The following is a 26,877-nucleotide window of genomic DNA, read 5'->3' on the forward strand; positions in this document are numbered from 1 at the left end:
AAGACGACATGTCACCGGATCAGACGTTTGCTAATAAATTGCGAGTACGAGTTTGCGGAGTGCTGATCCGAAATGACGAAATATTGCTGGCACAAATTCACTCTCCCATAACTGATAAATTGGTTTGGATGCCGCCGGGCGGTGGACTTATGTTTGGGGAATCGATGAAGGATTGTCTTAAACGAGAATTTAAAGAAGAGACTAATCTTACAGTAGAAGTTCAAGAGTTGGTGCATGTAAATGAGCTTTTACGCAAACCGTATCATGCTGTAGAATGTTTCTTTGAAGTTAAAAAGACGAGTGGAACGGAGAAATTAGGCAAAGATCCCGAGCTATCTTGGGATCGTCAACTTCTGCACGATTTGCAATGGATGCCTGTTGATAAACTGTCTGAACTAGACTTTGCACCTTCCAGTCTTGTAGAGAAAATTAAAAACTGGAACCAACGGTCAAGCTATCCTGTTTTTTAACAGCTTCTTACATCTGGGATGATAATCTATTTTTTTAATCCTAATGGGATTGTAATAAATTTAGAAGCTTAATTTTTAACCACATCTACTCTTATGTATAATCTTCGATTTTCAGTTCTAGCTATTTTGTGTGTGGCTTTAGTAGGGTATTCCTGCCGGAGTAATCAAAGTTCGAAAACAACGGTAATCCAAAATGTTAAGGGATATACCTTTTATGGTGGTGAGCTGAAAGAATTTTCAGCGTTGGCGTTTAAAGATGGTAAGGTCGTGGATGTGTATTCTGATACAACCTTTGAATCGTCGTCTCAAACAGAAGTGATTGACGGGGAGGGAAAGGTAATGCTACCTGGCCTTATTGATGCCCATGGTCACGTGATGGGATTGGGAACAATGCTCATGAATGTAGATCTGATGGGTATTAAATCGTTGGATTCGGCGCTGGCACATATCGAAGAATATGCATCTGAGAATCCCGATTTGAAGTGGATTGAAGGACGAGGCTGGAATAATACGCATTGGGGCGATGGCGGTTTTCCCACAGCCGAAGATCTTGATAAAGTGGTAAGTGATCGTCCCGTTTGGTTGAGCCGAGTCGATGGTCATGCCGGCTGGGCAAATAGCAAGGCTATGGAGATGGCAGGTATTACTGCTGAAACGGAAGCGCCGGAAGGTGGAAAAATTATTCGCGACGAAAATGGGGAACCTACTGGTGTGTTTATAGATGAAGCAGAACAGCTTATTGCTTCACATATTCCCGAACCAACGGATGAAGAGCAGCAAATGGCTTTGAAAAATGCACTCCAGCGAATGCGCAGCAAAGGACTGACAAGTGTCCACGATGCAGGGATTTCTGCAGAAATTTGGGAGCTCTATAAAAAGTTTGCCGATGAAGGAGAACTAACAACACGAATTTATGCGATGATTGGCGGAGCCGGTGACACGTTTGATGAGCTTGGCAAAAATGGTCCCATTACTTCATACGCAGATGATTTGTTGGCACTGCGCAGCGTTAAAATTTATGGCGACGGTGCATTAGGCAGTCGCGGTGCTGCTATGTTGGAGCCTTATTCCGATGATCCCGACAATACTGGCCTGCTGTTCCACACCCAGGAGGAGATGAACCAGATGGTGTTAAAAACAATGTCGGAAGGATTTCAGACAAATATCCATGCGATCGGAGATGCAGCTAATCGTCAGGTGCTTAATGCCTTTGAGAATGCGAAAGATAGTTTGGGAGATCAGGGACTCAGAAATAGAGTAGAACACGCACAGATTGTTTCTCAGCAAGACATTCCCCGTTTTAATGAGCTTAGTATTATCGCTTCCATGCAGCCAACCCATGCTACTAGTGATATGAATATGGCAGAAGATCGCGTGGGCCCCGAACGCATTAAAGGCGGCTATGCCTGGAAAACGTTTGTAGATCAGGGTACGACGGTAGCTTTCGGCTCAGATTTCCCGGTGGAACATGTGAACCCGTTTTATGGTTTGTACTCAGCGGTAACCCGACAAGATCATCAAGGGAATCCCGAAGGTGGTTGGTATCCATCCGAAAGTTTGAATCGGGAGCAGGCACTTCGCTCTTTTACCTTGGATGCCGCTTATGCTGCCCATCAGGAAGATATGCTTGGCAGCTTAGAGCCGGGCAAATGGGCTGATTTCATCCTTGTGGATCGCGATTATTTCGAAGTTCCGGAAAGTGAGATTTGGCAAACAAAAGTGCTCGAAACCTGGATGGGCGGCGAAAAAGTATATTCTGCAGACAAATAATTTTTGATTTATGATCATACGTTTAGAACAGTTAAATCCTATAATTGGGGATATCAGTGGTAATATTTCGCTCATTGAGAGGGCCATGGCCGATGCAGAAGCAGATCATGTGGATTTGCTTGTGTTACCGGAATTAGTGGTTTGTGGGTATCCGCCGATGGATTTAATTGAGCGCCAGACGTTTTTAGATACTATCTACCAGGCGAATGAAAGAATTATAGCAAACTCTGGGGATACTGCGGTGTTGTTTGGAACGGTAACCTCCAATAATAGTTCCGGTCGCAAATGTTTTAACAGTGCGCTTTTGGCTCATAGCGGAGAAAAGATTACAGAAGTGCATAAAACACTGCTTCCCACCTATGATGTGTATGACGAGCTCCGGTATTTTGAGCCCAATGATACGTTTGAATGCGTTGAGTTTAAGGGGACACAAATTGGGATTACCGTATGTGAAGATATCTGGTATAATTTTGAGCTTCCGTATTTGACGTATGATGTAAACCCTGCAAAGGAGTTGGTGGAAAAGGGAGCTGAAGCAATTTTTAATCTCTCGGCATCCCCATACACTCGAAACAAGCCAAAAAGTCGTCAAAAAATGTTACAGCAGCATATTGAACGTTTGGAGGTCCCTGTGTTCTATGTAAATCAGGTGGGAGGAAATACAGAGCTGATTTCAGATGGTGATTCAATGGCTATTAACAGCGATGCCAATATAGTGGGAAGAGCTCCGCTATTCGAGGAGGCCCATATTGATCTCGACTGGGAGCCTAAAACAGATGCATTGGAAAATATAGGACCTGCGCCTGCAGAGGTTTCGGAGAAAATTGCTCAGATGTTCAACGCTTTAAAGTTGGGCTTACAAGATTACCTTGATAAAACAGGTATTGCCGATGATGTTGTTTTAGGACTAAGTGGAGGAATTGATTCTGCGTTAGTTGCCGCCATTGCAACGGAAGCTTTAGGGGCAGAGAATGTGGTCGGTATTACCATGCCGTCAGAATTTTCATCAGAAGGAAGCGTTACCCATTCGCAACAACTGGCACAAAATCTTGGAATCGAGCTACATGAGATCGCGGTTAAAGATCTGTATGATCAGTTTAACACTGCCTTGAAGCCGTTATTTAAAGACGCTTCTTTTGGAGTGGCCGAAGAAAATTTGCAACCTCGTATTCGAGGTACATTGTTGATGGCATACTCCAACAAATTTGGTAATATGCTGTTAAATACCGGTAATAAATCTGAGCTGGCCACTGGTTACTGTACCTTATATGGCGATATGGCCGGAGGATTGGGAGTTATAGCGGATCTGTATAAGCTTGAAGTGTATGAAATGGCTCGCTGGCTGAATGAAAAGTATTATGGCGAAGAAATTATTCCGCAAGAAATCATTGACAAGGCACCGAGTGCCGAATTGCGTCCCGACCAAAAAGATGCAGATAGTTTGCCGAAATATGATATTTTAGATCCTATTCTGGAGGCTTATATTGAAAAGCAGCTCTCCATTGCAGAAATTGCCCAACAGGGCTTTGATATTGATACCGTTCAAGAAATTGTTGCACTGGTTGATCGTAATGAGTATAAGCGCTTTCAGGCGGTTCCTGCACTAAAAGTTAGCGATAAGGCTTTTGGGACGGGCAGACGTTGGCCGTTGGTACAGCGTTGGACAAATAACCGAAATTGACGTTATTAAAAGAGCGTATCAAAAAATTTAACTATATATCGAAGCATGCTATGCAGAATAAGCTACAGCTTTTACTTGTTTTTGTCTTAATTATAGGCGTTACTCCCGCATTGTCCCAGCAGCAGGATGAGGATATACAGCTGGAGGAAAGCCCTATGCCTGCCAAGCTTCTTCCCTATAATAATCCCATGGTATCCGGGGATGATGATTTTGCTGACGAAGAAGCCCGACCGCAAGCAAAACTCGATAATTTCCAAAAAGATTTGATGCGTCGCATCGCTGATATATATCGCATGCATGTAAATGCAATTGAGGCGCAAATTCAGGATGATCCGCTGAGTGCCGAAACGCATATTACTGATGCCCTTAATGCTATGCAAAACCTATTGGATACCTACCCGGAGGTACAATCCAATGAGCGATTTAGTGCATTGTATCGATCGGTAATGACCGAATACCGAGAGTTTTATGGTGTAGAAGATTCTTCGAAACAGGTTAAGGGCGAAATTTTTGCCATTCAGAAAGAGCTGTACTCTAAGGAGGACGACTGGATGAGTGAAAATGAGGAATACGTACTCCCGGATAATATAACAACTCCCAAGACGGAAGTGCCTCTGGTTCAAAACCGTCAGGTCAATCGTCATCTGATGTACTATACGCTTAAACGTCCGGAAGTAATGGAAACGTGGTTGCGGCGTACCAAGAAGTATTTTCCAATGATGAAAAAAATATTTAAAGATGAGGGGGTTCCAACTGAGCTAATTCACCTTGCGATGGTAGAGAGTGGATTGAACCCTGAGGCGAGAAGCTGGGCATCTGCCGTTGGAATGTGGCAGTTTATTCGGGCAACCGGCTCTATGTACGGGCTGGAGGTTAACTGGTGGATTGATGAACGGCGCGATCCTGAAAAGGCAACACGAGCAGCAGCCCGACATTTAAAAGATCTCTACAATATTTGGGGCGACTGGCATCTGGCTATTGCTAATTACAATATTAGTCCCCGTGGGTTGAAAAGGGCCATTAGAGCAGCCGGCGAAGAGGATTATTGGGCAGCACTGCCTTATTTGCCACGCGAAACACAGGGATATGTGCCTGGTTTTATTGCCGCAACAATGATTGAGATGAATCCCGAACAATTTGGATTTAAAGGAACATATGAGGCCGATGAATATAATTACGAAGTTTTTGAGGTTGCGCCACTAATGCCGCTTGATGCCTTGGCAAATGCTGCTGGTATTACCACAGAAAAATTGAAGGAGTATAATCCTGAGTTGCTACGATGGGCAACGCCCCCGGGTAATAGTTATCCATTAAAATTGCCAGTGGGCACGAAAGAGAAGTTTGCGGCAAATTACGATAACATTCCCAAAGAGGAACGCAGCCAAAATGTAGCTATGCACACGGTGAATAGAGGAGAAACATTGGGATATATCGCTCGAAAATACGGTACTTCGGTACGAGCACTTTATGAGACGAATGAAAGTCTTTCAAATACTATCTATCCTGGTCAAAAAATTGTAGTGCCATTGGCACCTGGAAGCAGTGAAAAGATTGCCGTTAACAAACCTACTCATCAGCCCAGAGGTAAAACCTCTACAAGACAACAACGATCTAAGTCAAAAGCGCCGGCTAATTCAGCTCAGCTTAGTTATAAGGTGAAAAAAGGTGATACGATTGGTCATATCGCAGAATGGTATGATGTTCGAGCTTGGCAAATACGATCTTGGAATGGGACATCAAATTACATTCGTCCGGGAGAAGACCTGATTATCTATGTACCTCAATCTAAGCAGTCGTATTACAGCCAGATCAACAGCATGTCGTTTAGCAAAAAGCAAAAACTGGAACGTGAGCAGCGGTCAGGCAAAGATATAACTGAAGCGTATTTGGCATCAGCTGATGATGGAGAAGGAATTACATACACTGTCCAATCTAATGATACCCTTATTCAGATCGCTAACTCTTTTGGCGTCTCAGTAAATCAGATAAAGCGTTTAAATAATCTCAATGGCTCAAGAATTTTTGTTGGGCAACAGTTGAAGATTAAATAAGATGTACTTCAATGGGTAAAATGAGGAAATTTTTAGTTGCCGGCTTGCTGGCGCTGACATCGTTGGCGCTTATAGGTTTAGCGCGTAATCCGGATATTTATTTCCTCATTAAGAAGAACTTTACCATATTCAGCGAGGTATATCGCACGGTTTCCCTGGAGTATGTGGATGAGGTAGATCCTGAAAAACTAATGCGCAAAGGGATTGATGCGATGTTGGAGTCCCTTGATCCATATACCGTAATGATTGATGAAGCCCAGCAGCAAAATATGGAGATCATCAGTCGTGGCAGTTATGGAGGGGTGGGTTTGGATGTAGGATTTCGGGGAGGCCAGATAGTAGTGGTTGCACCTATCGAAGGATATTCGGCACATCGTAAAGGTATTCGAGCGGGTGATGTTATTAAAAAGGTTGATGGCATATCGGTTGCAGATTTGATGCCCGAAGAAGTCCAGAAATTAATAGATGGAGAGCTGGGGTCTACAGTTACGTTAACTATAAAGCGGTATGGTATAGACAATCCCATAAATTTTGAGCTGGAACGTCAACGTATTGAGGTAAAAAATGTAGGATATGCCGGTTTGGTGGGGGATTCTAAAAATATAGGCTATATACTGTTAAATCGTTTCTCAAAAGGTACGGCAGAGGAAGTTCGAAAAGCGATTGAAGATCTTACCACCAATAAGCAGCTTGATGGAATGATTTTGGATTTGCGTAATAATCCCGGTGGATTGTTAGAGGAGGCTGTAGGTATTGTTGATAAATTTATTCCACAAAATCAGATGGTTGTGGAGACGCGGGGACGCCAAAGTGAACACAATAATATATTCACAACCGAAGAAACGCCTGTTTTACCGGATATGCCTCTGGCAGTATTGCAAAACGGTGGTAGTGCCAGCGCATCAGAAATTGTGGCCGGCGCATTTCAGGACTACGATAGAGCTGTAATTATGGGAGAACAAAGTTTTGGTAAAGGCTTAGTGCAGACTGTAACTCAGCTTTCGTACAATACAGCTCTCAAAATGACCATTTCCAGATATTATATTCCCAGCGGTCGTAGCATTCAATCTATTACTTATACACACGATGATGATAACAGTGCGGTATTAAAACCCGACTCACTTCGCAAGGAATTTAAAACACGAAATGGCAGAACGGTATATGATGGCAACGGTATTGCCCCGGATATCAACATAAAAAATGAGGAACCATCGCTGCTGGAAACTTCTCTATTGAGAGAGAATCTATTTTTTGATTTTGCTAATCGATATGCAGCAATGCATGACAGTTTGAATGAGCCTTTTGGTTCTGATGCTCTATATGAAGAATTTACGGCATTTGTGTCTGAGAAGAATTTCCATTACCAAACGCCCTCAGAGAAGCATTTGACGAAAATTGATTCCCTGCTCAATGGTATAGAGGGGGATGGCAAGGAACATATTCAGGAATTGAAAAACGTTATTGGAGAAAAAAAGAAGCAACAGTTTATCCGAAAACGATCTGATCTTGAAAGAAGATTATATTTGGAATTGATAGCGCGTTACAAAGGCCGGCAGGGACAAACAGCTGCGTGGCTGCCACATGATGAGGCAGTTAATAAAGCAATTTCGATATTACAGAATAACGAACAGTATAATAGTATTTTGGCAGGTTCAAATTAGGAGTGGCTAAAGCAGATCTACATATTCATACAACGGCATCCGACGGACATTCAACGCCGCAGCAAATTATTAAAAATGCGGAAAGGCATAACCTGGATGTCATATCTATCACCGACCATGATACTATTCGCGGCTATAGAAAGGCGGTGGCAGAAGCTGAGGAAACAGATATTACATTACTTCCCGGGGTCGAAATCACATCAGATTTTAATGGCCGAGAGTGTCACCTGTTGGCGTATTGCTTTGATCCGGATCATACAGTTATTACTCAGTTATTAGCCCAGCATTATCGCTCCCGGTTGAAACGTGGAAAATGGATTGTTAATGAGCTCACAAAAAAGGGGCTTGATATAGATATTGAAGAGGTGAAGGCTGAGGCGAATGGTAGTAATATTGGTCGTCCGCACATCGCTTCTGTACTTATTGAAAAGGGATATGTTGCTTCTTTCAAGGAAGCATTTATTCGCTATCTGAGTGATCAGTCACTTGGTAGCATTTATAATGAGTATTATTCACACCAGAAAGTTATTGAGAGTGTGAAAGAGGCCGGCGGGGCTGTTGTTCTTGCTCATCCGGGAAATTTATATTCCGAGGATGAACTCGAAGAGCTTGTTAAGGCTGGAATCGACGGTATTGAGTTTATTCATCCCAGCCACGATTACGATCGGCAAAAACAGATTGAGGAATTTGCCGAAAAATATAACCTGCTGAAGACCGGTGGCAGTGATTTTCATGGGAGAGATAAGGAATATCAGAAATTTTTTGGAGTCGTCACTATTAATACCAAGTATGTAAATCGATTGGTTCGATTGACTGATCAGCGAAAAGCACTCAAAGTTTAGGTTATGGCAGAAAATATTTTACAAGGTGATACCGATGATAACGAGTTTACTATTGGTATTGCCATTGCAAAATGGAATTCTTTTATCACGGATGAATTACTGGATGGAGCACTTAATACGCTTAAAAGCAAAGGGATTAGTGACGAACAAATATTGATGGCTCGCTGTCCCGGAGCGTATGAACTACCATTTACAGCCCGGAAATTATTAGACCATACTGACGGAGTAATTACGCTGGGAGCCGTCATAAGAGGCGATACGCCACATTTTGACTATGTTTGTGATGCCGTAAATCGAGGTGTGACGGATCTTAATTTAGAGGGAAATAAGCCGGTGGTTTTTGGCGTTTTAACAACGGATAACGTAGCTCAGGCGCAGGAACGTGCTGGGCTTAAAGGGGATAAAGGAAATAAGGGAGCAGAAGCGGCGCTTGCCCTTATTGAAATGATCTCATTGACTAAAAAATTTGAAAAATTATAATTCTTATTAGCTTGAAATAACGGGTATAAAACTCTAATATTGATAGCTTAATAAAACACTGATCCTACGCATTGGAACCAATTTCGCTCACAAATAAAGAACAGAATAACAGTGACAAGAAGTCACAGTCCACGCTGATAGAGCAAGGGGCAGTCCCCGAGCATATCGCTATTATCATGGATGGTAATGGACGCTGGGCTAAAAGTCGCGGTAATATTCGTTCTTACGGGCATAAAGTTGGTGTGGAGTCTGTTCGGGATGTTACCGAAGCTTGCGCCCAAATTGGCGTTAAGTACTTGACGCTGTATGCGTTTTCCACAGAAAATTGGGGTCGTCCTAAGATGGAAGTCAGTGCTCTAATGCGTTTGCTGGCTCGTTCACTGCGTAACGAGGCTGAAAACCTGAATGAAAATAATATTAAGCTCGAAACAATCGGACAGATCGATCGGTTTCCAAAAAATTGTCAGCGAGAATTATCTGAAGCTATTGATCTGACCAAAGATAATGACCGGCTACAACTCTGTCTTGCACTCAGCTACTCGGGCCGTTGGGATATTACCGAAGCGGTTAAAAAGTTGGCCAAATCGGTAAAAAAAGGCGAAATTGATCCCGATGAAATTGACGATGAGATGATAAGTGACCATTTATCAACGGCTGATATCCCCGATCCTGAACTTATTATTCGAACAAGCGGTGAATATCGAATCAGCAACTTTTTGCTGTGGCAGCTGGCTTATTCCGAACTCTATATAACAGAAACATGCTGGCCGGACTTTCGCCGGGAAGAGTTATATAAAGCTATTCAATCATTTCAACAACGGGAACGTAGATTTGGTAAAGTTTCTGAGAACTCGCAAAAGAAATCTTCAGGTCTATACGTTCAAGAGCTGACACCCTAACCTTTCATATAAATATCGTAAGCTCAATTTTGTTTCAACAAAGAATCCACGTGAAGAAATTATTAGTTACTCTTTTCGTTCTCTGCTTCATCTATAATCCTGGTTTTTCTCAGGATAACTCCATTAATATTGAAAATCCGATGAATAATCGTCCCCAGCAGTTCGAAGTGCTGGGAGTAGAAGTGGAGGGGTTGACAACTTCGCGAGAGGATTTTGTGATTGGTACCAGTGGCCTGCAAGTTGGCACCCAGATCACTATTCCGGGGCAGGACTTGTCTAGAGCCATTAAAAGTCTCCACAGAACAGGGTTGTTTTCTGATGTTGAAATAATTGAGACCGGTCGTGAGGCAGGTGGTATATATCTGAAAATTGTTGTACAGGAACAGCCCCGGCTGGAGGGTTTTGAGATACACGGCACAAAACGATCGCATCGTAAAGATCTCGAAGAAAAGATCACCCTGCTTAGAGGCTATGCCGTTACTGAATCATCGTTAGCGCAGGCTAGAAATACCATACAGAGATATTATGACGATAAAGGGTATTGGTATACTGACATAGAAATTGAGAAATCTCAGCCCGATACAGTTCGGAATCGCGTAACGGTTCATTTCAATATTGATCCCGGAGAACGTTTGGAGGTAAAGGAGATTTCGTTTGAGGGTAATGAGGAGTTTAGTGATCGCAAGCTGCGGAAAGAACTTGGTGAGATTAATGAAGATCGCTGGTGGAAGTTTTTCTCCAAAAAGTTATTCAAGGAAGAAGATTTTGAAACAGCAAAAGAGAATTTGCGAGATTTCTATGGCAAACATGGGTTTCTTGATTTTCGCGTAATGAGTGATACGGTTTATACCTTTCCATATACGCAACGCAGGTTATTATTCCTTAAAACTCCTGCAGAAGGTATAAAAGTAAATCTTACGATTGATGAAGGACCCCAATACAAAGTCCGGGATATTGAATGGGAAGGTAATACTGTTTACACGGATGAACGGCTTACTCAGGTACTGGGATTTGAAAAGGGAGATATCTTCAACCAGAAGAAATTTCAAGACAAGATGCAATTCTCTCAAGAAGGCACTGATATAACTAGTCTCTATAGAGATATTGGGTACTTGTTCTTTAGAGTTGAACCTGAGATCGAGGTCGTTGGTGAAGACTCCGTGGATTTAAATATGAATATCTACGAAGATGAAATTGCTTATATCGAAGAGGTTTCTTTTACCGGTAATAACAAGACCCATGATGATGTAGTGCGAAGAACCCTGCGAACGGTACCGGGTCAGAAATACAGTCAGCAAGCTATTGTACGTACCATTCGTGAGCTGGGTCAGTTGGGATACTTCCGACCACAGGCAATTACCCCAAACCTGTCACCTGATCGTGAAAACCACACCGTAGATATTAATTACCAGCTTGACGAATCACAGAGTACTGATAACTTTGAATTCTCCGGTGGATTTGGTGGACAGGGTATTGGACTCATTTTATCAGCGCGATTGAATTTTAATAACTTTTCTATGCAGCGTGCCCTTAGGGGAGAGGGGTGGAACCCAATTCCTTCAGGAGATGGACAAAAACTATCACTTGGGGTACAGGTTACTGGCAGTGGATATCAGAGTTATAGTCTTGGTTTCCAGGAACCGTGGTTAGGCGGTAGGCCACTGTCGCTGGGTGTAAATATGAGTTATGATTTAATTAGTTATCGAGGCAGATCTTCCCGAAATGAATTGCTTTCAAGTAGCGTATCTCTCGGGAGGCGATTGAACTGGCCCGATGACTATTTCACTCATCGTTCTGAAATTTCGTATCAACTGTATGATGTGGCAGGCGGAGCATCATTCTTGGCAGAAGGGACATCCAGTATCCTTAGTATACGCCAGGTATTGGAGCGTAACTCTGTGGATAATCCTATTGCACCTACAACAGGTTCAAAGTTTAGCATCTCGGGCGAACTTGCCCCACCTTTACCCGGCTTTTCTCAGTTCTACAAGTTGAAGACAAAGTATCAAAATCACACAACGGTTGCTGGCAAACTGGTGATGACCAATACTGTTGAGTATGGTTACTTGGGTTATCTGAGCGATAGCCAGCGTAGTGATTTCCAACGTTTTAAGTTGGGGGGTACTCAGATGCAGCAGCGCCAGAGCTTTTTAGATGATAATATAGATCTTCGTGGCTTTCCTGGTGGACGCAATGGCTCTATTTCCCCAATACAAAATGGAGAACCCGTAGGCGGACGCTTATATACAAAGTACTCGTTTGAGCTCCGTTATCCTGCAATAACTGAACAGCAGGCACAGGTTCACCCATATATGTTTTTTGATTCAGGGAATGCATTTGCGAATACTCGAGAATTTTCACCTTTTGATGTAAAGCGTTCTGTTGGATTCGGAACTCGCATTTACTTGCCTATACTTGGGTTGGTTGATCTTAGTTATGGATATCGTCTTGATGGTATTCCAATTCCGAATAATCCAGTCAGACCGGGCGAATGGCAGTTCTTGTTTAACATAGGAGCTCCTTTTAATTAGTGAAAAAGCTGTTTTTACATAGCGCAATTACTTGTTGTTTACTGATGATCTGTGTAAGCATTACTGCTGCCCAAGATCAAAAAATCGGGTATGTAAACACTGACCAAATTTTGGCTCAGATGTCGGAATACCAGGGAATACAGGAACAGCTGAGTACGCTCAGTTCTGAGTGGAACAAACAGCTGGATAAAATAGAACAGGAGATTGAGCAGCTGAAGGAAGACTTTAAAGCTAAAGAGATTTTATATACTGAAGAGCTCAAAAAGCAGAAACAGCAGGAAATACAAAATAAAGTACAGCAACGCCAACAGTATTTGGATGAAAAATTTGGTGCTGAAGGCGAGTATTTCCAAAAACAGAAAGAGCTGCTTGAACCTATTCAGCGCAAAGTATTTGAAGCTATTAATAAGGTGGCGAATGACCAGAATTTTGATTTTGTTTTTGATCGTGCCCAAAATTCCAACATGCTTTACAGTGAGCAAGAATGGAATTTAAATGATGAGGTACTACAAGCGCTTGGTATTTCGTTAAATGGAGGAGGCAATTGATAAAAATAGTTTTTATACTCACAGGCCGAATAATTGAATCCTAAAGATAAATTGATCTGATGTTTAGAAAGTTAACAAGTTTATGTTTCTTATTTCTATTTGTTGTAAGTACATCGGCATTTGGGCAGCTGAATATAGGGTATCTTAATACCCAAGAGGTAATGAGCCAGATGCCTGAACGCCCACAAGTAGAGCAGGAATTGAATAGTTTTATTCAGGAAAAACGACAAGAACTACAGCAGCGTACAACGGAATTCCAGGATTCAGTTGCTGAATTCCAGCAAAATCAGGAAAATATGTCTGAGGCTGAAATCCAGAAGAAAGAAAAGCAGCTTGCTCAAATGGAAAGGGAAATGACCCAATTTCAGCGGGGACTTCAGCAGCAGATTCAACAACGCAGGGCTACATTGTTAGAACCCTTGTACAATAAGATGAATGAGGCTATAAGTACTGTTGCGGAAAGAAATGATCTCGATTTTGTAATTAACGAGGCAACCAGTAATGGTGAAAATGTTGTTTACTACGCTGCCAGTGAAAAAATGGATATTACCAAGCAAGTTTTACAATACATCAACGAAACATCTGACCAGAATTAATTGAAAACACATCATACTATGTTAAAACGAATACTATCAATATCACTACTTTGTTTTTTGGCCGTTGGCTTTACAGGCCTTTCTACTGCACAGGCACAGGGGCAGCAAATGGAAATAGGCTATGTTGATCCCCAGGCGATTTTGAATAAAATGCCAGAAATGAAGGCGGTTCAGCAGCGTTTGCAAAACTTTATTGAGCGGAAGCGAAAAGAATTTACGAATAAGCAGCAAGACTTCCAGCAGCAGCTTACTGAATACCAACAAAAAGCTGATGTTATTAATGAGTCGGCTCGTAAACGCGAAGAAGAACGTCTTGGTAAGTTGAATGCTGAGTTACAGCAGTATCAAACACAAATTCAGCAGGAAATTCAGAAGAAACAGCAAGAATTGGTAGGTCCGCTTCTGGATCAGATTGACAACGCTGTTGGTACTGTTGCTGAAGAGAAGGGCCTTACATATGTGATCAACACTACTACCAGTCAGGGCGATATGATTATTCTTTACGCTTCTGATGAAGCCCAAAAGAAATACAATATTACCGACCAGGTAATGCAGGAGCTGGGCATTTAAGGTAGCATGCATTGTTGGATTATATTTTGAGGCAGCTCATAAGGGGGCTGCCTTTTTTATTTCACCCTTCTCTTTCGGTTTCGGATATAATCCTCAAAAATATAGCCGCCCAGGTTATCAAGGGAGGCAAAATAAGCGCGTCCTTTATTTGCCTCGGTAAGATCTCGAACAAAATCTTGCAGATAAGGATCTCTGGCAATCATAAATGTTGTGATGTCAATATCATCACGTCGACATTTAACAGCTTCATCTAACACCCTGTTTACAATTTTTCGGTCGAGACCAAAACTGTTTTTATACATTTTCCCATTCTCAATAATACAGGATGGTTTACCGTCTGTGATCATAAAAATTTGCTTGTTGGCAAACTTGCGACGATGCAGGGTGTGGCGAGCCAGTTCGAGTGCCTGCTGGGTGTTCGTGTGATAGGGACCCACTTTTAAATAGGGAAGATCCTCGATATCCACTTTCCAGGCTTCATTACCAAAGGCAACAATATCCAGGGAGTCTTTGGCGTAATTATTCAGGATAAGTTCAGACAGTGCCATAGCCACCTTTTTGGCGGGTGTAATACGATCTTCGCCATAAAGTACCATAGAGTGGCTTAAATCAATAAGCAATACCGTAGCTACGGATGTGTAGTGATCGGTGTCATGAACACGTATATCGTCTTCATGCAGCTGCATCTGATCAATGTTACTGTGTCGCAGCATATTCATCATGGTACCCACACTGTCGATATTGGCAATGTCATCTCCCTGTTGCCACTTGCGCGTTTCGGGCTGACGTTCTAAGCCTTTACCGGTATGATCGGTCTGGTGATTTCCGGCAGCACCCTTTTTGAGATTGTTGAATATTTCTTCCAGCGACCGTTGGCGCAGACTTCGCTCTGTTTTGCGTGTGATTACATATATTTGTTGGTTATCATCTTGTTCGATGTATCCGCGTTCTTTCAGTTCATCGACAAAATCACCAATATTATAATCGTCAAACTGATTGGTGAGATCATAATCATTGTCAAGCTCTGTAAGCCAGCGCAGGGCCTGTTGAACATCACCGCTGGCAATGGTTAGTAGTTCTTGAAAGGTATCCCAAAGGGAATCAAAAGGGGATTGTCCCTTGGATTTGGCAAACCGTTCATCCCATTTTTGGTACTTGAAATGCATAGTAAAATGATTGACTTTAGCCTGAGTAATCCTAACGCTTTATAAATCCTTTTAATTCATTGTAATGAATAATTCGAGTAACTTAAATAACGCTGAATCCACGGATCGGATCGTGTTCGAGCGTCAGCTTTGGGAAGAAGAGTATGAGCGAGTGATGGGTTTGGATGAAGTGGGTCGGGGATGTCTGTCGGGACCCGTAGTAGCGGCGGGCGTTATTTTTGAGCCGGGGACTTTTGTGGAGGCGATTCGTGACAGTAAAAAGCTTACACTCGATAAGCGTAAGCAACTGACAGAGCAGATCAAAAAAGAGGCGCTGTATTGGACTATTCAATGGTGTAGCCCAACCGAGATTGATGAGCTGAATATATTACATGCATCAATTAAAGCAATGACAAAATGTGCCGAAGCTGACGGTGCCAATCCGGATTACCTGCTTGTTGATGGCAATCGGTTTAGTTCGGGGTTATGCCCGCACAAATGTATTGTCGGAGGGGATGACCGGTCGATGAGTATTGCTGCGGCCTCGATAATAGCAAAGGTGTATCGCGACGAGTTGATGATTGAGCTCCACGAGAAATATCCTCATTACGGTTGGGATACAAATGTAGGGTATCCTACAGCCAAGCATTTTGAGGGCTTAAAGAAGCACGGAGCCACAAAATTCCATCGACAGAGTTTTAATTTACGTACTGATAAGCAGTTAGACGAATAAAAGCTATCGGTAAATGCTGAACTGCCTTTTGTAGAAATCGAGATTTAAACAAATCCCTAACATTAGGGTGTTGGTGATGAGCGCAGATCCACCATAGCTAATAAAAGGGAGGGGAATCCCAATAACAGGTAATAAGCCGGTGGCCGATCCTACATTTATGAAGAAATGAGTAAAGAAAACAGTTAGTACACCCACCATCACCAGCTGAGCAAAGGGGTGCTTATGGACAGCGGCCATTTGCAGCAACCGTAATGTAAGTGCAAGCAATAGTAGAACAGTAAACCCGGCTCCGATAAAACCGAACTCTTCTCCAATTACGCAGAAAATAAAATCGGTCCACTGTTCGGGTAAAAAGCGCAGTTGTGTTTGTGTTCCCTCAAGGAAACCTTTGCCGTAAATTCCGCCGGATCCTATTGCTGTTTTGGCTTGGATAACGTTCCAGCCTGCCCCCTGAGGATCAAAAGAAGGATTTGTAAATGCCTCTATCCGGGCACGCTGATGCGGCTGTAATACTTGGTTGAGGGCAACCTGAATTCCAATAACAAGCAAAACTCCGGTGACAAATGAGGTAAATGTTAACCATGTTCGCCGCTGGATCATGAAAATTGCCAGTGTAATAATTACTGCGGCAATAAGTCCCCAGTACCAGGATATTATAGTGAGGTAGCCAATAATAGCAGGAGAAATTATAAATAATGAAATACCGTAAGGCAGTCCTGACCAAAACAATACCACCGGTATCAGTGCAAAAAAGATAATGGCCGTACCCATATCATTTTGAAGGATAACCAGAAAGGCCGGTAATACAATTAGGGAAACAGCAATAATTGCAGATTTTAGATTCTCTGCTGATATATTACGGCGGCTGGTTAAATAATTAGCTACGGCAAGTATTGTGGCAATTTTCATTACTTCACTCACTTGCAAGTTAAAGGGGCCCAGTTCAAGCCAGCTTCTGGCACCGTTTACTTCCTTGCCGATTAAGAGCGTAAGAATCATTAACACGATTCCAAGCCCGTAAAATACATAGGACCCCTCTTGAAAAGTTCGGGGATTGATAAATTGAAGTCCTATTAACAGTAGCACAGCAATGCCAAAGGAGATCAGTTGTTTGTAGAAATTAAATTGGATATAGCTGGGTAGAAACTCAGCCACAGGACCCTGCGTAGCACTGTAGATAGCTACCAATCCCACGGCAATAAGGCTTGCCCAAATGATGACAAGCGACCAGCTAAGTTCCTTGAGATTGATCATCTATATTTTCCTCTTCTTCATCAGTTTTTTGTTTTTTAGGCTCAAAAGTCTTCACATAGTTGTATACATACGATCTATCTATTTCTCCAGTTAGGTATTGCTCAATTAGGAGAGAAGCGATCGGGGCTGCAGAAATGGAACCATAGCCTCCGTTTTCAACAAGAACGGCAACAGCAATTTTAGGATCCTCTACCGGAGCAAAACTGATAAACCATCCATGATCTTGTCCATGGGGGTTTTGGGCTGTTCCAGTTTTTCCGGCAACTTTAACGCTATCGAGGTCAGCGTAGTAGCGACCACTGCCTTCGGTAACAACTCTGCGCATACCGTCTTTTACTACGGCTATTTCATCGGGATCGATCCAATCAATTTTTCCCTTTTTGGGGTTGGTTAACAGCATTGTTCCGTCATTTTGTCTTATTGCACTAACAAAATGAGGTTGGACTTTATATCCGCCATTGCCAATCTGGGCAGCGACTAATGCCATTTGAAGCGGAGATACGGCTACAAATCCCTGACCTACACCCAGACTAAGCTGGTCGCCAATTCCCCATTTCCCTTCGCCCAGCACACGATTTAAAAACGTACTGTCCGGAATGGTCCCTGCAACTTCATTGGGAATATCAATATTATTGTGCTCTCCCAATCCAAATGATGTAGCCAATTCGTGCCATTTATCAAGCCCCTTTTGAGTAGCAATTTTATCCATCAGCCAAAAGAAAAAAGTATTGCTGGATTCTTGAAGTGCCTTCCCTACATCATATTTGCCGGGATCGGCCAAATCATTGTATCGTCGACCACGGTAATAGTAGCCCGGATTATTGATTTCAGTTTCCGGAGTGATTATTCCGAGCTCTAATCCCATCAGAGCCATAAGCGGTTTAAAGGTAGAGCCCGGCGGTTGCTTGCCTGATACTGCACGATTGTATAGTGGATTGGTAGTGTCGGCATTGATACTGTCCCAATACGTTTTATCGAGACGCCCTGATAATTTTCTGATATCATACTCTGGGGCACTTACCATGCTGAGTACAGCGCCGTTTTCCGGATTTAATGCTACAACAGCCCCCTGTTTGCCTTGCATAAGATCTTCGGCCAGTAGCTGCAATTCTGTATCAATGGTGGTGTATAAATCTGAACCTTTTTTAGGACTCTCATCGAGTGCCCCATCTTGATAAGATCCCAAATTCTGCCCCATGGCATTAATTTTAATGTATTCGGTACCAAGAGTGCCGCGTAGTTGTTCTTCATATGCCATTTCCAATCCGCTTTTCCCTGTTTTATCACCGAGATGGTAGCTTTTTGTCCTCAGATATTCATCTTTGGATACTTCTCGCAAATATCCCAAAATGTGAGAAGCCTGCAGGCTATCCACGGGATAATCGCGTTTACTCTCAATTTGGTGACCTACTCCCGGGAGCTGCCAAATGCTTTCTTGAATGATGGAAAATGTTTCGAAATCGACTTCCGTAAAAATGCGGGATGAACGATAATAGGAATAGTCACGGGCCTCTTGTACTCTTTTTTCGACCTCTTCTACCGGCACATCCATAAGTTCAGCCAGGATGGGGGTATTTTTGGGATCGTAACTGGCCGGTGTAACGGTTATGGTATAGATTGGTTGGTTATCAACAATCAGGTTCCCATTGCGATCGTAGATCAATCCCCGGGCGGGATTGATAACTTCTTGCCGAAGCGAGTTTTCTCGACTGAGCGGATTATAAGTATCGTAGTCCAGTATTTGTAGCTGGAATAAACGTCCTAAAATGATAAGTCCCAAAATAATAATACATACCTGTAGTACACGCAGGGAGGTCTTGGTACGAATTTTTTTTCGGGATTGCATCGAATTAATTTGTTCTAAATAATTGAATAAAACTTGCTACAAAAGCAGTATATAAGCTGCTGCCAATAAGGTGTCGCCAGAAATACTGTTCTCCGGTATAACTTTCAATAGCAATATTGAGTCCAAGAAATATGAGATTATGGATCAGGGCCGCAATAGCAATAGTTAAAAATACCTGTCCAATAAGTAATTGTTTTTTTGATCCTCTTGGGATAAAGTTATAGCTCATGAATACTAATAACGTTTTGGAAAACATATTTAGTCCCCATAAATCGAGCATAGCATCTTGCAAAAATCCTAATCCTGCAGCCATAAGTAAAGCAGCTGTTCGGTCTTTACGTGCCATGTACCATACCAAAAATATAAGTAACAGATCGGGTTGGACCTGCATGATTTTAAGATGCCGGAAAAGCATAACTTGAATCAAGAGGAAGGCAAGCCCAATGCCAAAATTTTTAAAACGTTCAGGATTCATTGTAAAAGATTTTCATAATCTTCATTCAGTTTTCTGATGGTGGTATCCGGCTCAAATTTTACAATAAAGCCTTCGGCAATTTCAAACAGGTTTACAAATGGTTCAATATATACGCGTTGGGTTTCTTTACCTTCCTGTGGTTCGGTTCGCAGTACTTTTCCGATGGGGATATCAGGTGGAAATTGGTTGCTGTATCCTGAAGTAACTACCACTTCGCCCGTGTCAACATCGGTAGTTTGAGGAACATAATTAAGTTGTAGTTCTTTTTTACTTTCGCCATCCCATGAAACGATACCGTAGGCATTGGATTGCTGGAGTTTGGCACTAACCTTAAACAACGTATTATAATAAGGCATGATTTGCGAGTAGCCGTTTGCTGTTAAAATCACTTTGCCTACAAGTCCTTCGGATGAAACCATGGGCATACCATTGGTTATTCCTTCTTCCTTTCCGGCATCTACAGTAAGAGAATTGGTAACCGGATTGAGCTCTTTGCCCACTATTTGAACCGGATACAGGCTTAAGTTGCTCTCACTGCTGAATTGCAGTTGCTTTCGAAGTTGTTCGTTGCGCTGCTCTGCTGCTCTGAGACGGCTCAGTTCATCTAATAGTAAGACATTTTGTTTTCGCAGATAGGTGTTAGTCTTCAGGGCCTGTCGATATACCCGAACATTCGAGAGCGGTTCTTCCAGATAGCTGAAAAACGTTATTGATGCTTTCCGTAGATTATTGAGCCCGCCTTGATATCGACTAATCATCAGCGCTACAGCAATAATCAGAATGAGCGCTGTTATTATATGATCTTTAGCATCAGCTATTCTGGGAAGTTTGAATCGCATTCACCTTCTCTGGGTTTAAGAAATGACAGTTCTGTAATATTCTATATCTTCAAGAATCGCTCCCGTTCCGCGTACTACGGCCGTCAGTGGATCTTCAGCAATGTGAACAGGAAGATCGGTAGTTTCTATAATTAATTTATCAAGATTTTTGAGTTTGGCACCTCCACCGGTTAGCATAATACCACGATCAAGGATATCAGCTGAAAGTTCGGGGGGCGTCTGCTCGAGCGATTTTGTAATAGATTCTACAATAGTATTTACCGATTCAGATATCGCTTCCCGAACGTCTTTAGAAGAAACGTGACGAATTCTGGGGACTCCGTTGACCAGATCGCGTCCTTTCGTTTCCATTTCCAGTTCCTCATCCAATGGGGCCGCAGAACCAATTTCGCACTTTATCTTTTCGGCCGTACGCTCTCCAATTAATAGATTATGATTCCGCCGGAAATAATTGATGATATCGTCATTTAGCTCATCGCCGCCCAGACGAACAGATTGAGCATAAACAATACCTGAAAGGGCTATAACGGCAATTTCGGTGGTACCGCCGCCGATGTCCACAATCATATTTCCAATAGGTTCATGGACATTGAGCCCAATCCCAATAGCCGCTGCCATTGGTTCATCAACCAGATGTACTTCTTTAGCGCCGGCATGTTCGGCACTATCACGAACGGCTCTACGCTCTACCTCCGTAATGCCGCTGGGAACGCATACAACCATTTGACGCGTGCTTGAATACCATTTCATTTTAACCTTGTCGATCATTCCGCGGATCATCTGCTCAGCTACTTCGAAATCGGCAATAACCCCATCACGGAGCGGCCGAACGGTACGAATATTTTTGTGTGTTTTTTCGTGCATCAGTCGAGCTTCGTGCCCCGTTGCAACCGGCTCATTTTGTGAGTTCAGCGCTACGATAGAAGGTTCGTTTAGTACAATGCCCTCGCCGCGCGAGTAGATGAGCGTGTTAGCAGTTCCGAGGTCAATAGCAATATCGGTATATAGCCAATCAAACCAGCCTGCATTTTGCTGATCTTTCTTCTTTTTAGATCCGTGTTTATCCATGATTATGTTGTGTAGATGAGCTAATTATGATCAAGATGGTCGCCTGAATAATTTCAAAGAATGAAAATACAATTTTGTACATCTATTTGCGAATTAATCAGGATTAAAAGTAAAAACCAAATTGTTGGTTAATTTAGTGTCTGAAATGTCTGTTGCCGGTAAAGACCATAGCCATATTTAGTTTGTCAGAAGCTTCAATTACTTCTTCGTCGCGAATACTGCCACCGGGCTGTATTACACAGGTGGCGCCTGCATCGGCCGCAGCTTCAATACCGTCTGCAAATGGGAAAAAGGCATCTGAGGCAATGGCTGTGCCTTCCAGCGAAAGTTCTTCTTGTTCAGCTTTGGCAATGGCAATTTCTGATGCCTCGACGCGACTCGTTTGTCCTGTGCCAATGCCAATTGTTTGCCCATCCCTTGCATATACAATCGCATTCGACTTAACATGTTTCACAACTTTCCAGGAAAATAGCAGATCTTCGATCTCTTGTTCTGTTGGCTTTCTTTCCGTAACGGTTTTCAGATCCTTTCTGCCGATAGTTTTCACATCTGCATGCTGGCCTAAAGCTCCCCCAAAAATTGATTTGAACCGAAGATTTTGGTCAGTATTCGGTAGCTTTTTGATGCGAATGAGCCTGCGGTTTTTCTTTTGCTGAAGAAGTTCTAGCGCTTTCTCGCTATAAGAGGGAGCAATAATAATTTCCGTAAATATCTCATCAATCTTTTGGGCTGTATTTATATCCAGTTCTTTATTAACGACTACAATGCCGCCAAAAGGAGACATGGTATCAGTAGCAAAAGCTTTGTCCCAGGCATCTTCAAGTTTATCTGAGACTGCTACGCCACACGGAACGGTGTGCTTGAATATAGCACAGGTTGGCTTGTCATTTCTAAAATCAGTGATGAGATTAAGTGCGGCATCAACATCTGTAAAGTTATTATAGCTGAGCTGCTTGCCGTGGAAACAATCGATAAATTCGTTTTGATTGCCGTAAACCGCTGCTTTTTGGTGCGGATTCTCACCGTATCTAAGTGTTTGTGATTTTGGCAGCGAAATATTTACCTGTTGAGGTAATTCTTCATCTCCCGTTTCCAGATGATTAAAATAGTTGGCGATAGCTGCATCATAATTGGCTGTATGATTAAAGGCTGCCGTGGCCCACTGCCGGCGTTTTTTAAATGAAACTTCAGTCTGTTGTGTAAGTTCTTTACCAAACTCGCTGTATTGTTTTGGCGATGTTAATACACAGACATGGGCAAAGTTTTTAGCTGCTGCACGAATCATCGTCGGACCACCAATATCAATATTTTCAGTAGCCATGGCAGGGGTGCAATCGGGATCTGCTATCGTTTCTTCAAAAGGATATAAGTTGACCACAACTAATTCAATGGGAGTAATGTCGAGGCGATTCATCTCCTCCACATCGGGTTTATGACTGGTTCGCCCTAGGATACCTCCGTGAATAATGGGGTGAAGTGTTTTGACGCGTCCGTCGAGGCACTCTTCAAAACCAGTAACGTCACTGACATCGGTCACAGGGATATTGGCTTCTCGTATTTTTTGTGCTGTTCCTCCGGTAGAAATAATTTCTACATCTGATTGATGCAGATGCCTGGCAAGCTTAACAATGCCTGTTTTATTTGAAACAGAGAGAAGTGCTCTTTTAATCTTTAGGGGGTTTTTGGGGAGAGAGTCGAGTGGTTGTAATGACACGATTGAAAGATATAATTAAGAGTTGGATTTGTTATTGATCTGTTTAGCTAATTTCGCAATTACTTCGGGAAATAATTTGTGCTCCTCTTTTAAAATTCGCTGGGCCAGTGATTCGGGATCGTCTGATTCTTTAACCTGCACTTTACGTTGTCCTAAAATGGGTCCCTGATCATATTCTTCGGTGACTATATGTACCGTGCAGCCCGATGTTGTTTCTTCATTATCAATTACTGCGCGATGTACATTCATCCCATAAAAACCCTTGCCACCATATTTCGGTAACAGGGAAGGGTGGATGTTTACAATACGGTTCTTGTATCTATCAATAATTTCTGATGGGATTTTGATCATATAACCTGCCAATGCGATAAGCTGTGTATCCCATTTTTTAAGTTGGTTGATCAAGGTTTCAACGTAACTGGAATGAGAGGAAAAGTCGGTGGGACTTAAATATTTGTGATCAATATTGTGTTTTTGAGCGCGATTAATGGCTTGGATACCTCTTTTATTAGTAATAAGTCCGGCAATGCGTCCATTAATCTGGCCGCTTTCGACAGCATCAATAATTGCTTGGAAGTTTGTACCCGATCCCGAGGCAAATACTATAATATTAATCAAGATAAAGGAGCAAAATGGTTATTGATTTGCTCGCAAAGATAAATAAAAAAGCAGACAGATTAAGTACCGATTTTAAATGCTTTATTCTGCTTCTGAAGAATTACCTGCTCTGAAAACGTAGTAATTATTGAAGCTCCAGCTGATCTGGTTAAATGTGATTTTAATAATCGTAGCTATTGGTACTGCCACTAACATCCCGAGAATACCGGCCGTTTCAGCGCCAATCATAATAATAAACAAGATGGCTACCGGGTGGATATCGGCAGAACGAGAAAATATAAGAGGTTGCAGAACAACATTATCAAGAATTTGAACTGCAAGAATGGCAAGTACACAAGGTAGTACGAGGGAGAAATTTCCTGTCTCAATAATGGATACCACTATTGACAGGATGTATCCGATAATGGGCCCGAAGTAGGGAATGGTATTGGCAATTCCTACTGTAATACCCACAGAAAGTGAATTGTTAAGGCCAACGATTGATAATCCAATCCAAGAGGAAATTGCAATGATCAGACTCTGAATCATTACTCCCCTGAAATACAGGCCTAAACGACTTTCTATTTTGTCAATTAAGCTTAACACTGTTTCAAAATATTTGTTGGGAACTAATTTTAGAATATTGCGACGGATTTGGGTGCCATCTTTCAGGAAGAAGAAGGTGGCGAAGGGAATAATGAGTGCAGCAGAAAAAATATTAGTAAATATGCCGATAATGTTACTCAGCGCAGAAGGTATTTCGCCGACATCAAACAGGTCTTCCAGTACTGCAGCTAAGTTATTACTCAGGATACCATCCGGTAAAAAGGTAAACTTCTCTGTAAGCTGAATTTCAATTTTCTGCGTTATACTTTGGATGTTTTTAATGCTCAGCTGACTGGCTAACTCTACCATTTGATTGGCAATTATCGGAATAACATTAGTCGAGATCCAAACCAGAATTAATATAAGTGAGCTTAAGGTCAGCGTTATGGAAAAAGTTCGATTCATACCCGCCGCCTGCATCCGGTTTACAAGGGGATCCAGAATATAACTAAATATCATAGCTATAATCGCGTATCCAACCAGGGTGCCATAACGAAACACCAAATAACCAACTACAGCAATAGCAGCTAGCCCCACCACTGATTTTATTACGCGCTCAAGAGTAATATTTTTCATTGCTCAATAGCTTTCATTAGCTCATCTATATGTTGATAGATATTTGAGGATCGATACCCTTTGCGAGCCAGATGGTCAACCACCTTTTTCTTTCTTTTATAGGGATCTTCTTCTCTCAAAAAGCGTCTTTTCCCCTTTAAAACCAAATGTAACAAAACCTCTTTAATATTTTTATCCTCAAATACTTTTTGAATACTTTGCTCGGCTACATCACCCGAGATCCCCTTTTTATATAGGTGTGCCTTTATTTTATTGGGTCCCCAATTATTTAGATGACTTTTATCCTGTGCAAATTTTTCAGCAAAACTGGTATCATTCAGGTAACCCTTTTCTTCGAGCTCATCAAGGACGTTCTCGATAATATTTTTGGGATATTCTTTGCGTATTGCTTTGGTAAATAGTTCTTTCCGAGAATGGTCACGACTGCCCAAGCGCTTCATCATATATGATTTGACAGCAAATCGTCCCTCTTCGCGTTCGATTTTTCGCAGCAGCGCATGGGTTACCGTCTCTCCCTTGGCCAAGTTGAATTTGAGGAGCGTCTGCTCGGAAACACCGATCAGAAACTCCTCATCAACAAAAATGGAATAACGCTGCTTGTTCTTTTTTTGAACGCTGATGGAGCTTATTTTCCCGGGTAATTGTTGATCTGATTCATCAGCCATCACTAATCGTCGCTGTCAGAATCTTCTTCTTCAGTTTTTTCTTGGCCGTTTTCTTCCGCTTTTTCACTTTCTTCAGGAGGATTCATTTGCTCTCGAACCTGTTTTTCAATTTTTTCGGCAAGTTCGGGATCAGACTCAAGGAATTCGATCGCATTATCAGTGCCCTGACCAATAGGTTCTCCGTCATAGCGATACCAGCTGCCACGTTTTTCGATGATGTCAAACTCTACAGCCATATCGAGAACTTCGGCCAGACGTGAAATCCCCTTGCCATAAATAATATTGAACTCAACTTCTTTGAAAGGAGGAGCAACCTTGTTTTTTACAACCTTGACTTTTGTACGGTTACCCACCATGTCGTCGCCTTTTTTGAGGGAACCGATACGACGGATATCAATTCGAACAGAAGAGTAAAATTTTAGGGCGCGACCGCCGGAAGTTGTTTCGGGATTACCGAACATAACTCCAATTTTTTCACGAATTTGGTTAATGAATATAACCGCTGTCCGAGTTTTATTGATAATACCGGTAATTTTACGCATCGCTTGAGACATCAAGCGTGCTTGCAGGCCCATGTGTGAGTCGCCCATTTCGCCTTCCAGTTCAGCCCGTGGCACAAGTGCTGCTACAGAATCAATGACGATTACATCTAGGGCTGCAGAACGGATAAGGGTTTCTGTAATTTCGAGTGCCTGCTCACCGCTGTCAGGTTGCGATACGAGCAGTTCGTCGGTATTAATACCCAGATTTTTGGCATAACGAGGATCAAAAGCATGTTCGGCATCAACGAAAGCGGCATATCCGCCACCTTTTTGGGCTTCGGCAATAACATGAAGTCCCAACGTAGTTTTACCGCTGGCTTCAGGCCCGTAAATTTCGGTAACGCGTCCGCGTGGAATGCCCCCTATACCCAGTGCGTAATCTACCATAATAGATCCGGTAGAAATGCTGGGAACATCTTGGGTGGCTTCATCCCCAAGCCGCATAATGGTGCCTTCGCCGTGCTGTTTTTTGATTTGGCCGATGGCCATTTCCAGTGCCTTTTCGCGATCCTTATTGTCTTTATTGTTAGACATAAATGTTAGAATAATTAGATTTTTGTGTTTTCATCGGTCAATATATTAAATAATAATGACAACGTAGTGTCAGTTTATCTTCTTGTAATATAGTAGAGAACTACGGGGGCACTGAGCTATTAAAATATGTTCTAAAACTTTTCAATGCGTGCCGTGTGGTGGTTCTCCACTTAGTAAGATCGGT

24 protein-coding genes are annotated in these 26,877 nt (G+C 42.4%); 13 read left to right on the top strand and 11 right to left on the bottom strand.

Going from position 1 to position 26,877, the window contains the following annotated elements; all coding sequences use genetic code 11:
• The first annotated feature begins 8 nt into the window (after nt 1-8).
• From U5J89_RS03995 to U5J89_RS04050, 12 genes are all read left to right on the top strand, one after another.
• Nucleotides 9-470: an NUDIX domain-containing protein gene (locus U5J89_RS03995; RefSeq protein WP_322574314.1), complete on the top strand. Its 462-nt coding sequence runs from the start codon at nt 9-11 to the stop codon at nt 468-470.
• A gap of 93 nt (nt 471-563) precedes the next feature.
• A complete protein-coding gene (locus U5J89_RS04000) occupies nt 564-2,240 on the top strand; it encodes an amidohydrolase (RefSeq protein ID WP_322574315.1) in 1,677 nt (558 codons plus the stop codon).
• Between the two features lie 10 nt (nt 2,241-2,250).
• Complete coding sequence (locus tag U5J89_RS04005) at nt 2,251-3,921, top strand: NAD+ synthase (protein ID WP_322574316.1); 1,671 nt, start codon at nt 2,251-2,253, stop codon at nt 3,919-3,921.
• Nucleotides 3,918-5,972 carry a LysM peptidoglycan-binding domain-containing protein gene (locus tag U5J89_RS04010; protein ID WP_322574317.1) on the top strand — a complete coding sequence of 685 codons (2,055 nt, stop codon included), beginning with the start codon at nt 3,918-3,920 and terminating at the stop codon, nt 5,970-5,972. The genes U5J89_RS04005 and U5J89_RS04010 overlap by 4 nt, the downstream gene beginning before the upstream one ends.
• A 20-nt stretch (nt 5,973-5,992) precedes the next feature.
• On the top strand, nt 5,993-7,633 hold the full coding sequence (locus tag U5J89_RS04015; protein WP_322574318.1) for a S41 family peptidase: 1,641 nt from the start codon (nt 5,993-5,995) through the stop codon (nt 7,631-7,633).
• Nucleotides 7,634-7,635: 2 nt separating this feature from the next.
• The gene (locus U5J89_RS04020) at nt 7,636-8,475 is read left to right on the top strand and encodes a PHP domain-containing protein (protein ID WP_322574319.1); all 840 of its coding nucleotides are present in this window, start codon (nt 7,636-7,638) and stop codon (nt 8,473-8,475) included.
• A 3-nt stretch (nt 8,476-8,478) separates the two neighbouring features.
• On the top strand, nt 8,479-8,955 hold the full coding sequence (gene ribH / locus U5J89_RS04025; protein WP_322574320.1) for a 6,7-dimethyl-8-ribityllumazine synthase: 477 nt from the start codon (nt 8,479-8,481) through the stop codon (nt 8,953-8,955).
• Nucleotides 8,956-9,035: 80 nt separating this feature from the next.
• Nucleotides 9,036-9,854, top strand: coding sequence for an isoprenyl transferase (locus U5J89_RS04030; RefSeq protein ID WP_416208497.1), 819 nt, complete (start codon nt 9,036-9,038; stop codon nt 9,852-9,854).
• Between the two features lie 50 nt (nt 9,855-9,904).
• Complete coding sequence (gene bamA, locus U5J89_RS04035; RefSeq protein WP_322574322.1) at nt 9,905-12,385, top strand: outer membrane protein assembly factor BamA; 2,481 nt, start codon at nt 9,905-9,907, stop codon at nt 12,383-12,385.
• A gap of 44 nt (nt 12,386-12,429) precedes the next feature.
• The gene (locus U5J89_RS04040) at nt 12,430-12,933 is read left to right on the top strand and encodes an OmpH family outer membrane protein (protein ID WP_322574323.1); all 504 of its coding nucleotides are present in this window, start codon (nt 12,430-12,432) and stop codon (nt 12,931-12,933) included.
• Nucleotides 12,934-12,992: 59 nt separating this feature from the next.
• Complete coding sequence (locus U5J89_RS04045) at nt 12,993-13,529, top strand: OmpH family outer membrane protein (RefSeq protein WP_322574324.1); 537 nt, start codon at nt 12,993-12,995, stop codon at nt 13,527-13,529.
• Nucleotides 13,530-13,547: 18 nt separating this feature from the next.
• Nucleotides 13,548-14,099, top strand: coding sequence for an OmpH family outer membrane protein (locus U5J89_RS04050; RefSeq protein WP_322574325.1), 552 nt, complete (start codon nt 13,548-13,550; stop codon nt 14,097-14,099).
• Between the two features lie 56 nt (nt 14,100-14,155).
• Here the strand turns inward: U5J89_RS04050 and U5J89_RS04055 are convergent, their stop codons facing one another.
• Entirely contained in the window at nt 14,156-15,265 is a 1,110-nt protein-coding gene (locus U5J89_RS04055; RefSeq protein ID WP_322574326.1) for a vWA domain-containing protein, read from the bottom strand.
• A gap of 64 nt (nt 15,266-15,329) precedes the next feature.
• Here U5J89_RS04055 and U5J89_RS04060 point away from each other — a divergent pair, with 64 nt between their 5' ends.
• Entirely contained in the window at nt 15,330-15,977 is a 648-nt protein-coding gene (locus tag U5J89_RS04060) for a ribonuclease HII (RefSeq protein WP_322574327.1), read from the top strand.
• A 3-nt stretch (nt 15,978-15,980) separates the two neighbouring features.
• On the opposite strand, the gene rodA is transcribed toward U5J89_RS04060, so the two are convergent.
• The 10 genes from rodA to recA form a co-directional block, all read right to left on the bottom strand.
• Nucleotides 15,981-17,231 carry a rod shape-determining protein RodA gene (rodA, locus tag U5J89_RS04065; RefSeq protein WP_322574328.1) on the bottom strand — a complete coding sequence of 417 codons (1,251 nt, stop codon included), beginning with the start codon at nt 17,229-17,231 and terminating at the stop codon, nt 15,981-15,983.
• Nucleotides 17,209-19,077 (bottom strand): penicillin-binding protein 2, encoded by a 1,869-nt coding sequence (gene mrdA, locus U5J89_RS04070; RefSeq protein WP_322574329.1) that lies wholly within the window; start codon nt 19,075-19,077, stop codon nt 17,209-17,211. Before mrdA ends, rodA begins: the two co-directional genes overlap by 23 nt.
• Before the next feature lie 4 nt (nt 19,078-19,081).
• Nucleotides 19,082-19,552 (bottom strand): rod shape-determining protein MreD, encoded by a 471-nt coding sequence (gene mreD / locus U5J89_RS04075; protein WP_322574330.1) that lies wholly within the window; start codon nt 19,550-19,552, stop codon nt 19,082-19,084.
• Complete coding sequence (gene mreC, locus U5J89_RS04080) at nt 19,549-20,391, bottom strand: rod shape-determining protein MreC (protein WP_322574331.1); 843 nt, start codon at nt 20,389-20,391, stop codon at nt 19,549-19,551. The genes mreD and mreC overlap by 4 nt, the downstream gene beginning before the upstream one ends.
• A 15-nt stretch (nt 20,392-20,406) precedes the next feature.
• Nucleotides 20,407-21,459: a rod shape-determining protein gene (locus tag U5J89_RS04085; protein WP_322574332.1), complete on the bottom strand. Its 1,053-nt coding sequence runs from the start codon at nt 21,457-21,459 to the stop codon at nt 20,407-20,409.
• Nucleotides 21,460-21,592: 133 nt separating this feature from the next.
• The gene (gene purH / locus U5J89_RS04090; RefSeq protein ID WP_322574333.1) at nt 21,593-23,173 is read right to left on the bottom strand and encodes a bifunctional phosphoribosylaminoimidazolecarboxamide formyltransferase/IMP cyclohydrolase; all 1,581 of its coding nucleotides are present in this window, start codon (nt 23,171-23,173) and stop codon (nt 21,593-21,595) included.
• A gap of 15 nt (nt 23,174-23,188) precedes the next feature.
• Nucleotides 23,189-23,791 (bottom strand): phosphoribosylglycinamide formyltransferase, encoded by a 603-nt coding sequence (purN, locus tag U5J89_RS04095; protein WP_322574334.1) that lies wholly within the window; start codon nt 23,789-23,791, stop codon nt 23,189-23,191.
• Between the two features lie 81 nt (nt 23,792-23,872).
• Nucleotides 23,873-24,952 carry an AI-2E family transporter gene (locus U5J89_RS04100; RefSeq protein ID WP_322574335.1) on the bottom strand — a complete coding sequence of 360 codons (1,080 nt, stop codon included), beginning with the start codon at nt 24,950-24,952 and terminating at the stop codon, nt 23,873-23,875.
• Nucleotides 24,949-25,617 carry a regulatory protein RecX gene (locus U5J89_RS04105; protein ID WP_322574336.1) on the bottom strand — a complete coding sequence of 223 codons (669 nt, stop codon included), beginning with the start codon at nt 25,615-25,617 and terminating at the stop codon, nt 24,949-24,951. The genes U5J89_RS04100 and U5J89_RS04105 overlap by 4 nt, the downstream gene beginning before the upstream one ends.
• 2 nt (nt 25,618-25,619) lie before the next feature.
• Nucleotides 25,620-26,693, bottom strand: a complete 1,074-nt coding sequence (recA, locus tag U5J89_RS04110) for a recombinase RecA (RefSeq protein WP_322574337.1) — start codon at nt 26,691-26,693, stop codon at nt 25,620-25,622.
• Nucleotides 26,694-26,877 lie beyond the last annotated feature (184 nt).

It is taken from the genome of Fodinibius sp. (genome assembly GCF_034521915.1).
Lineage (GTDB): Bacteria > Bacteroidota > Rhodothermia > Balneolales > Balneolaceae > Fodinibius.

What these genes read in the sequence shown, in the direction of transcription:
- U5J89_RS03995 (WP_322574314.1), top strand. Translation starts at nt 9, where the DNA reads ATGTCACCGGATCAGACGTTTGCTAATAAATTGCGAGTACGAGTTTGC.
- U5J89_RS04000 (WP_322574315.1), top strand. Translation starts at nt 564, where the DNA reads ATGTATAATCTTCGATTTTCAGTTCTAGCTATTTTGTGTGTGGCTTTA.
- U5J89_RS04005 (WP_322574316.1), top strand. Translation starts at nt 2,251, where the DNA reads ATGATCATACGTTTAGAACAGTTAAATCCTATAATTGGGGATATCAGT.
- U5J89_RS04015 (WP_322574318.1), top strand. Translation starts at nt 5,993, where the DNA reads ATGAGGAAATTTTTAGTTGCCGGCTTGCTGGCGCTGACATCGTTGGCG.
- ribH (WP_322574320.1), top strand. Translation starts at nt 8,479, where the DNA reads ATGGCAGAAAATATTTTACAAGGTGATACCGATGATAACGAGTTTACT.
- U5J89_RS04040 (WP_322574323.1), top strand. Translation starts at nt 12,430, where the DNA reads ATGATCTGTGTAAGCATTACTGCTGCCCAAGATCAAAAAATCGGGTAT.
- U5J89_RS04045 (WP_322574324.1), top strand. Translation starts at nt 12,993, where the DNA reads ATGTTTAGAAAGTTAACAAGTTTATGTTTCTTATTTCTATTTGTTGTA.
- U5J89_RS04050 (WP_322574325.1), top strand. Translation starts at nt 13,548, where the DNA reads ATGTTAAAACGAATACTATCAATATCACTACTTTGTTTTTTGGCCGTT.
- U5J89_RS04055 (WP_322574326.1), bottom strand. Translation starts at nt 15,265, where the DNA reads ATGCATTTCAAGTACCAAAAATGGGATGAACGGTTTGCCAAATCCAAG.
- U5J89_RS04060 (WP_322574327.1), top strand. Translation starts at nt 15,330, where the DNA reads ATGAATAATTCGAGTAACTTAAATAACGCTGAATCCACGGATCGGATC.
- rodA (WP_322574328.1), bottom strand. Translation starts at nt 17,231, where the DNA reads ATGATCAATCTCAAGGAACTTAGCTGGTCGCTTGTCATCATTTGGGCA.
- mrdA (WP_322574329.1), bottom strand. Translation starts at nt 19,077, where the DNA reads ATGCAATCCCGAAAAAAAATTCGTACCAAGACCTCCCTGCGTGTACTA.
- mreD (WP_322574330.1), bottom strand. Translation starts at nt 19,552, where the DNA reads ATGAATCCTGAACGTTTTAAAAATTTTGGCATTGGGCTTGCCTTCCTC.
- mreC (WP_322574331.1), bottom strand. Translation starts at nt 20,391, where the DNA reads ATGCGATTCAAACTTCCCAGAATAGCTGATGCTAAAGATCATATAATA.
- U5J89_RS04085 (WP_322574332.1), bottom strand. Translation starts at nt 21,459, where the DNA reads ATGGATAAACACGGATCTAAAAAGAAGAAAGATCAGCAAAATGCAGGC.
- U5J89_RS04100 (WP_322574335.1), bottom strand. Translation starts at nt 24,952, where the DNA reads ATGAAAAATATTACTCTTGAGCGCGTAATAAAATCAGTGGTGGGGCTA.
- U5J89_RS04105 (WP_322574336.1), bottom strand. Translation starts at nt 25,617, where the DNA reads ATGGCTGATGAATCAGATCAACAATTACCCGGGAAAATAAGCTCCATC.
- recA (WP_322574337.1), bottom strand. Translation starts at nt 26,693, where the DNA reads ATGTCTAACAATAAAGACAATAAGGATCGCGAAAAGGCACTGGAAATG.